At 76.2% G+C, this 6,975-nt stretch carries 7 protein-coding genes; 2 read left to right on the top strand and 5 right to left on the bottom strand.

The annotated features are described in order from the left end of the window. On the top strand, window positions 1–792 hold a 792-nt coding region (locus CTKZ_RS20715; protein ID WP_307720328.1), incomplete at its 5' end, for an alpha/beta fold hydrolase. 78 nt (window positions 793–870) lie between these two features. Next, the gene (locus tag CTKZ_RS20710) at window positions 871–2,403 is read left to right on the top strand and encodes an ATP-dependent DNA ligase (protein ID WP_124344665.1); all 1,533 of its coding nucleotides are present in this window, start codon (window positions 871–873) and stop codon (window positions 2,401–2,403) included. 13 nt (window positions 2,404–2,416) lie between these two features. Here the strand turns inward: CTKZ_RS20710 and CTKZ_RS20705 are convergent, their stop codons facing one another. The 5 genes from CTKZ_RS20705 to CTKZ_RS20685 form a co-directional block, all read right to left on the bottom strand. After that, window positions 2,417–3,055: a response regulator gene (locus CTKZ_RS20705; RefSeq protein ID WP_124344664.1), complete on the bottom strand. Its 639-nt coding sequence runs from the start codon at window positions 3,053–3,055 to the stop codon at window positions 2,417–2,419. Continuing rightward, window positions 3,052–4,542, bottom strand: a complete 1,491-nt coding sequence (locus tag CTKZ_RS20700) for a sensor histidine kinase (protein WP_124344663.1) — start codon at window positions 4,540–4,542, stop codon at window positions 3,052–3,054. Before CTKZ_RS20700 ends, CTKZ_RS20705 begins: the two co-directional genes overlap by 4 nt. Before the next feature lie 158 nt (window positions 4,543–4,700). Then, entirely contained in the window at window positions 4,701–5,201 is a 501-nt protein-coding gene (locus tag CTKZ_RS20695) for a hypothetical protein (protein ID WP_124344662.1), read from the bottom strand. Window positions 5,202–5,328: 127 nt separating this feature from the next. Further along, entirely contained in the window at window positions 5,329–6,219 is an 891-nt protein-coding gene (locus CTKZ_RS20690; RefSeq protein ID WP_124344661.1) for a universal stress protein, read from the bottom strand. Continuing rightward, the coding region (locus CTKZ_RS20685; RefSeq protein WP_124344660.1) for an APC family permease at window positions 6,216–6,975 on the bottom strand (760 nt) is incomplete at its 5' end. The genes CTKZ_RS20685 and CTKZ_RS20690, both read right to left, overlap by 4 nt.

The raw sequence follows: 6,975 nt of genomic DNA, 5'->3' as shown, positions 1-6,975 counted from the left end.
CCGCGCGGGGCTCGCAGCGCTCGGACGTGGGGCCTGCGCGCCGGACGTGTGACGCTCCCCGGAGAATCCCAGGAACGCCAGGTACTCTCCCGCGGAGCACACGCCCCCGAGGAGCCCGTCATCCGCCCCATCGTCTTCGTCCACGGCACGCGCACGTCGTCCGCGATCTGGCAGCACCAGCTCGACGCGCTGACACGGTCGGGCCACCCGACGCTCGCCCTGGACCTGCCCGGGCACGGCGCCCGCGCGCACGAGCGGTTCACGCTCGAGGGCGCGATCCGCGCGATCGACGACGCCGTCGCGTCCTTCGCGGTCGCCCCGCTGCTCGTCGGCCTCTCGCTCGGCGGCTACGCGAGCCTCGCCTACGCGCGCCGCAACGAGCACAAGCTCGCCGGCGTCGTGCTCGCGGGCTGCTCCACGGAGATCAAGGGCAAGCCGCTGCTCGCGTACCGGTCGGCGTCCGGCGCCGTGACGCGCGCCCTGCGGATCGGCGGCGGGACGTGGCACGTCGTGCAGGACATGCTCTCCGCGATGTCGGGGTACTCCCCGCTCGCCGACCTGCGCCGCGTGCGGCTGCCCGTCTGGGTCGTCAACGGTGCGCGCGACCCGCTACGGCTCGACGAGCGCCGCTACCTCACCGCACGCCCTGGCACGCGCCTGCGGGTCGTCCCACGCGCGGGCCACGACGTGAACTCCCACGCGCCCGTCGCGTTCAACCGCCTGCTGCTCGACGCGCTGCACGAGCTGCGCGTCCTGGACCGCCCCGCCCTGGCTCCCGCGGTCGTGCTCTGACACCCGCGCTGACGCCCGCTGTCGTGCTCTGACCGCTGCGCAGGTGCCGGTGTCGGTGACCGGCGGCAGGATGCGGACATGCTGCTCGCCGACGTCGCCGCGACGTCCCTCGCCGTCGCCGCCACCCGGTCCCGCCTCGCCAAGCGCGCGCTGCTCGCCGACGTGCTGCGCCGCGCCGAGCCGTCCGACGTGCCCGTCGTCGCCCGCTACCTCGCCGGGGAGCTGCGCCAGCGCCGCACGGGCCTCGGGTGGCGCTCGCTCGCGTCGCTGCCCGCACCCGCCGACGCCCCGACGCTGACGGTCGCCGAGGTCGACGCCGCCTTCGAGACCATGGCCGGGCTGCAGGGCACCGGGTCGTCGACCGAGCGGACGCGCCTCGCGTCCGCGTTGTTCGCCGCCGCGACGGCCGACGAGCAGACGCTCCTGCGCGGGCTGGTGTCGGGCGAGCTGCGGCAGGGGGCGCTCGACGCGCTCCTGCTCGACGCGGTCGCCGAGGCCGCGTCCGTCCCGCCCGAGGCCGTCCGGCGGGCCGCGATGCTCACCGGGTCGACCGAGACGGTGGCGTCGGCGGCGCTCGGTGCCCCCGACCCCGAGGCTGCCCGCGCCGCGCTCGACGCGTTCACGCTCACCGTCGGGACGCCCGTGCGGCCGATGCTCGCGCAGTCCGCGTCCGACGTCGCCGAGGCGATGGCCTCGCTGGGGCCCGACGAGGTCGTCGTCGACACCAAACTCGACGGCATCCGCATCCAGGTGCACCGCCGCGACGACGACGTGCGCGTGTACACGCGTTCGCTGGACGACCTCACGTCGCGCGTCCCCGAGATCGTCGAGGCCGTGCGCGCCCTGCCCGCGTCCACGCTCGTGCTCGACGGCGAGGCGCTCGTCGTCGACGACGCCGGCCGGCCCGTGCCGTTCCAGGACACCGCGGCGCGCACCGCCACGCGCGACGCCGACGTCGCGGCCGTCACGCGGCTCACCCCGTTCTTCTTCGACGCCCTGCACGTCGACGGGCGCGACCTGCTCGACGCCCCGCTCGTCGACCGGCTCGCCGCGCTCGACGCGCTCGGCGCCACCGGCGTCCCCCGGCTCGTCACCGCGGACGCCGCCGCCGCGCAGGACTGGTTCGCGTCCGTCGTCGCCGCCGGGCAGGAAGGTGTGGTCGTCAAGGCCGCGCAGGCCCCCTACGAGGCCGGGCGGCGCGGCGCCGCCTGGGTCAAGGTCAAGCCGCGCCACACCCTCGACCTCGTCGTGCTCGCCGTCGAACGCGGGTCCGGGCGGCGGCAGGGCACGCTGTCGAACATCCACCTCGGCGCGCGCGACGGGCACGGCGGGTTCGTCATGCTCGGCAAGACGTTCAAGGGCATGACCGACGAGACGCTCGCCTGGCAGACGCGACGCTTCCGCGAGCTCGAGGTGGCCGACGACGGCTGGACCGTGACCGTCCGCCCCGAGCAGGTCGTCGAGATCGCGTTCGACGGCGTCCAGCGCTCGACCCGCTACCCCGGCGGCGTCGCGCTCCGGTTCGCGCGCGTGCTCCGCTACCGCGACGACAAGCCCGCCGCCGAGGCCGACACGATCGAGACCGTCCGCGCACTCGCCGCGGGCTCCTGACGGCGGCACCGGGTCAGTCGGGCAGGTACTCGCGAGCCCAGAGGGCGGCGCTCGTGCGGTCGCCGACGCCGATCTGGCGGAAGACGTTGCCGACGTGGACCTTGACCGTGCGCTCCGAGATGCCCAGCGCGCGGGCGACCTGCTTGTTCGCCATGCCCTGCGCCACGAGGCGCAGCACCTGACGCTCGCGCGCGCTCAGCCGGTCGGCGGGTGACGCCGCGGCCGCGGGGCCGCCGGGCAGGAGCGTGCGGGCGACCCGCGGGTCGAGCGGCGCGAAGCCCTGCGCGGCGGAGCGGACGGCGGCGACGAGGTCGCGCGGCTCGCAGTCCTTGAGCAGGTAGCCCACCGCGCCGGCGGCGAGCGCGTCGCCGACCCGAGCCGCGTCGGAGAACGACGTGAGGACGACGACGTGCACGTCGGGCTGGGCGGCCGCGATACGACGGGTGGCCTCGACGCCGTCGACGACCGGCATCGAGAGGTCCATCAGCACGACGCGCGGGGCGAGGTCGCGCGCGAGGGCGACGGCCTCCTCGCCGTCGGCGGCCTGGCCGACGACGCGCAGCCCGTCGGCGGCGTCGACGAGCGTCGCGAGGCCGGACCGCACGAGGTGGTGGTCGTCGACGAGGAGGACGGTCACGTCGTCGTCGGTCATGCGTCCTTGCTCCTGTCGGTGCCCGCAACGGACGTGCCGGTCGGCGCGGCGGCGACACCGTCCGCGTTCCCGCTGTCGGCGTCCCAGCCGTCCGCGCCGAGCCCGTCCGTGCGGGCCGTCAGGCGCCAGCGGCAGCCCGCGCCCGGCGCCGACGCGACCTCGAGGCGGGCACCGGCGGACGACGCGAGGTCGGCGAGCAGGCGCAGGCCGAGGTGCCCCTCGGGCGGGCGCGCGAGGGTCGCGGCGACGTCGAACCCGACGCCGTCGTCGGCGACCTCGAGCACCACGGTGTCGTCGCCGCTGCGCAGCACGACGTCGACGTGCCGGGCGCCGGCGTGCGCGACCGCGTTGCGCAGCGTCTCCTGCGCGACGCGGTGCACGAGCCGCTCGACGGGTGCGGGCAGGCCCTCGGCGACGCCGTCGGGTGCGTCGAGCCGCACGTCCACACCGCGCACGGCGAGCCCACCGACGAGGTCGGCGAGCGCGGCGCGCAGCCCCGCGGTGCGCAGGCTCGCGGGGTAGATGTCGACGAGCAGCGAGCGCAGGCCCTGGATGCTCGCGCGCACGGTCGCGGCGGCCTCGCGCACGGGGCCGGCGACGTCGGGGGCGCCCGCGCGGTCGGCCCGGTCGGCCGCGCCGGCGAGCGCGAAGGACGCGGCGGCGAGCTCCTGGACGACGCCGTCGTGCAGCGTGCCGGCGATCCGGCGGCGTTCCTCGTCGGAGGCCTCGACCGCGTGCTGGAGGAGGACCTCGCGGTGCTGCTGGGAGCGGCGGAGCCGGTCGAGGAGCGTCCAGAGCACGGGGAGCATGAGGACGACGAGCACGAGGAGGCTCGTGAGGGTGATGCCCGCGAAGCCGCGCCACAGGGCCGTCGAGCGCTCCGTCACGGCGTCGTACCGGGAGTACGTCTCGAAGAGCAGCGGCGTGCCGTCGGGCGTCCACACGGGCCGGTAGACCTCGAGCAGCTTGCCCTGGCCGCGCTCGAACGCGTTCTCGGGCTTGTCGAGGTCGCTGACCTCGGCCTCGGTCGCGGGGTCGGCGAGGACCGCGCGCTCGTCGTCGCCGAGCGGGAACTGCTGCCCCACCAGGCGGCCCTCGTCGGAGTAGACGATGCGGCCGTCGGCGTCCCAGACCTTCACGCGGACGACCTGGTCGTCGAGGACGCCGTCGCGCACGGCCCGGTCGAGCGCCGCGAGGGCGTCGGGGTCGCCCGTGGTCACGCCGTCGCGGAGCACGGGCTGGACGACGGCCTCGGCGAGGAGGTCGGTGCGGCGGGCGGCGTCGTTGACGGACTCCCGCTCGGCGATCTGGCGGCTGGCCGTGAGCCCGAGCACGGCGACCAGCACGAGCACGAGACCCGCGGCGGCGACGACCTGGCCGAACACGCGCCAGGTCCGGACGGGCCGCGGCTCCCCCGCGGTGCCCACACCGCCTCCCGTCGCCAGCGTGGTCCACGCGACGGTCGTCGGGTCGTCGGTGGGGCGCACGGCACTCACCCTAGGTGTCGGTGTGGCGGCGTCGGTCCGCGCCGGGGCGGGGGTCACCCGTCCGCGCGCCGCGCCGCCCGACGGACCCGTGGAGGTCCGTACGGGCGGCTGGGCCGACCGGTGCGCCGACGCGTGGTCGTCGTGCTCGGTGCCCACGGTCAGTCGTCGCCGCCGTGGTCGTCGCCCGCGTCGTGGCCGGGACCGTCGTCGTGCCCGCCGCGGCCGGAGCCGTCGCCGCCCGAGCCGGACCGGTGGCCGGAGTCGTCGCTCCCGGACCGGTGGCCCGAGTCGTCGGTCGCGGCCGTGCCGCCCGTCCCGCTGGTCTGCGAGCCGCCGTTGACGGCGCGGTCGTCGCCGGGCTCGGTCCGCAGGTCGCGGTCGAGCGCGCCGCCGTGGTCGTCGGGGCTGCTGCTCGCCGAGGACGACGCGCTCGGCGACGCCTCGGGCGTGCTCGACGGCGACGCGGAGGGCGTGGCGTCGCGGTCGTCGCCCGGCTCGGTGCGGGAGTCACGGTCGGTCCGGCCGTCGTCGAGGAGGACGGCGTGCGCGGGCGGCTCGACGGCGACGGACGGGGTGAGGCTCGCGTTGCCGACCAGGCCCGCGACGGCGGGGACGGCGGCGACGACGGCGGCTGCGGAGAAGAGGACCGCGCGCTTCATGGTGTGCTCCTGGGGTCGGTGGTCTGACAGCCACCTTTCTCCCGCGTCGGCGTGGGCGCGCACCATCGGACGATGGGACTAGTACCCCGGCGCGGCCCGGTCGTCGCGGTGCGACCGCCGGACCGGCTCAGGAGGGCGGCGTCGTACCGCGCGGGACGACCAGGACGGGCACGGGCGAGTGGCGCACCAGCTTCGTGGCGCGCGTGCCCAGGAACACCGCGCGCAGGGCGCCCGCGCTCGACGACCCGACGATGAGCAGCTCGTTGGGCTGCCAGTCGAGGCGGTCCATCGCGTCGGCCCAGCTCGTCCCGACGGGCGCGACCGTCTCGACGTCGGGCCCCAGGCCGAGCGCACGCTGCGCGTCGAGCATCTGGTCGCGCCACTGCGCAGACACCTCGGCCTCGACGTCGAACCCGACCTCCGGCGGGAACATCGTCGGCGTGCGGACGCCGAACGACGCGACCCGCAGCCCGACGTCGATCGAGCGCGTGAGGGCGGCCGCCCAGCGCACCGACTCCTCCCCCGCCGCTCCGGGCCCGAACGCCGCGGTCAGACGGTGCACGGGCACGTCGAGCGGTCCCGCCCCCGGCACGGCGGCGGCACGGTAGCCGCGGGGCGCGAGCGCGACGGGCACGCGCGACGAGTGCAGCAGGTAGTCCGCGGTGGACCCGACGACGACGTGCCCGAGGCCGCCGTCGGGCGACGAGCCGAGGACGAGCGCGGTCGCGTCGGCCTCGACGGCGACCTGGACGAGGGCGCGGGCGACGGACCGGGCGGGCACGGTGACGAACTCGACCTGCATGCCCGACGCGCGTTCCGCAGCCCACGAACGGGCGGCGTCCTGGGCGCGCGCGAGACGCTCGTCGACCCCGCGGGCGTCGTCGCGCGGCGGGACGACGGTCGCGACGACGAGGACGAACACCCCCGACCGCTCGGGCAGGGTGCGCGCGAGGTTCGCGCCAAGCTCGAGCGCGCCGCGCGCGTCCCCGAACGGCTGCGCGCCGACAACGATCGTCATCGGGGTCGCTCCTCACCGACGGGCAACCCCGCCTCCACGGCACGGTTCAGCAGCGAGTGGTGACGCCCCCACAGGAAGTAGAAGAGGAGGACGACGGAGAGCCAGAGCAGGAACCAGGCGTACGTGTACCAGTGCAGGCCCGCGAGGATGTATACGCAGGACGCGATCCCCAGCAACGGCGTGAGCGGGTACGCCGGGACGCGGAAGCCGCGCGGCAGGTCAGGCCGGGACCGGCGCAGGACGATGACGCCGACCGACACGACGATGAACGCGACGAGCGTGCCGATCGAGACAAGGTCCCACAGGTCGGAGAGCGGCACGAACCCCGCGAGCAGCCCCACCGCGCACGCGACCATGACGGTGTTCTGGACAGGCGTGTGCGTCCGCGGGTTCACGCGGGCGAACGCGCGCGGCAGCAGCCCGTCGCGGCCGACCGCGAACAGGATGCGCGTCTGCCCGTAGAGGGTCACGAGCGTGACGGAGAAGATCGACACGACCGCACCCGCGGACAGCACCGTGCCCGGCCACGTCGAGCCGGTGACGTCCTGCAGCAGCCGCGCGAGGCCGGCCTCCGCCTGCTCCCGGTCGCCGAAGTCCTGCCAGGGCTGCGCGCCGATCGCCGACACGGCGACCAGCAGGTAGATCGTCGTGACGATCGCGAGCGCGCCGAGGATCGCGCGCGGCATGGCGCGCTGCGGGTCGCGCACCTCGTCCCCGGCCGTCGACACCGCGTCGAGGCCGATGAACGTGAAGAAG

The sequence above is a fragment of the Cellulomonas algicola genome, from assembly GCF_003851725.1.
GTDB classification, from domain to species: Bacteria; Actinomycetota; Actinomycetes; order Actinomycetales; family Cellulomonadaceae; genus Cellulomonas; species Cellulomonas algicola.
Note: the sequence above shows the minus strand (reverse complement) of the source record. Positions and strands in the feature narration are given on the sequence as shown.